This window comes from Luteibacter sp. KNZ12-1A, assembly GCF_056755675.1.
On the sequence record NZ_JBPGXU010000204.1, the window covers coordinates 1 to 741 of the forward strand.

General features: G+C 67.7%; 1 protein-coding gene. It reads left to right on the forward strand.

The features are described 5' to 3' along the window. The first annotated feature begins 103 nt into the window (after positions 1–103). A complete protein-coding gene (locus tag ACR9ZJ_RS19360; RefSeq protein WP_481288687.1) occupies positions 104–604 on the forward strand; it encodes a TPM domain-containing protein in 501 nt (166 codons plus the stop codon). Positions 605–741 lie beyond the last annotated feature (137 nt).

Genomic DNA, 741 nt, shown 5'->3' on the forward strand with positions numbered 1-741 from the left:
GTGGTGGTGGCTTCGGAGGCGGCGGCTTCGGCGGTGGCGGTGGTGGCGGCTTCAGCGGAGGCGGCGGCAGTTTCGGTGGCGGCGGCGCATCGGGGAGTTGGTGATGGACATGCAACGTATCGCGGCCAACCTGTTCGGGGCGTGGTTCCAGATCGGGCGGCACTTCCCGCCGGCGACGCTCGACGCCATCGCAAAGACGGTGGCCGCCGGCGAGGACAGGCACCGTGGTGAATTGCGCGTGGCGATCGAATCGCGCCTGCCGTTCTCGTCGGTCGCCGCGGGCGTCACCGCGCGCGATCGCGCGGCGATGCTGTTCTCCCATCTGCGCGTCTGGGACACCGACGACAACTGCGGCGTGCTTCTCTACGTGCTGCTCGCCGAACACCGCATCGAGATCGTCGCCGACCGCGGCATCGCGAAAGTGGTGGCGCCGGCCGAGTGGGAAGCGATCGCCACGCACATGCGCAACGAATTCATCCAGGGACGTTTCCGCGAAGGCTTGCAAACCGGTGTGTCGGAGGCGGGTGAGTTGCTGGCACGGCATTTCCCCGGCGACGGCAAGCCACGCGAAAACCAGCTGCCGGACCGCCCCCTGGTTCTCTGACACCGCCTGGGAAGGCATGACTGTGAGCCGGCCTTGTGGCCTGGTGGGAACCAGTCTTGTGCCCTGGTGGGAGCCGACCTTGTCGGCGATCCCGCGGCAGCCTGTCTCTTATACACATCTGACGCTGCCGACGAGCG

Excerpts from the sequence above, each read along its gene's own strand:
- ACR9ZJ_RS19360 (WP_481288687.1), top strand. The coding sequence starts at position 104 with ATGGACATGCAACGTATCGCGGCCAACCTGTTCGGGGCGTGGTTCCAG.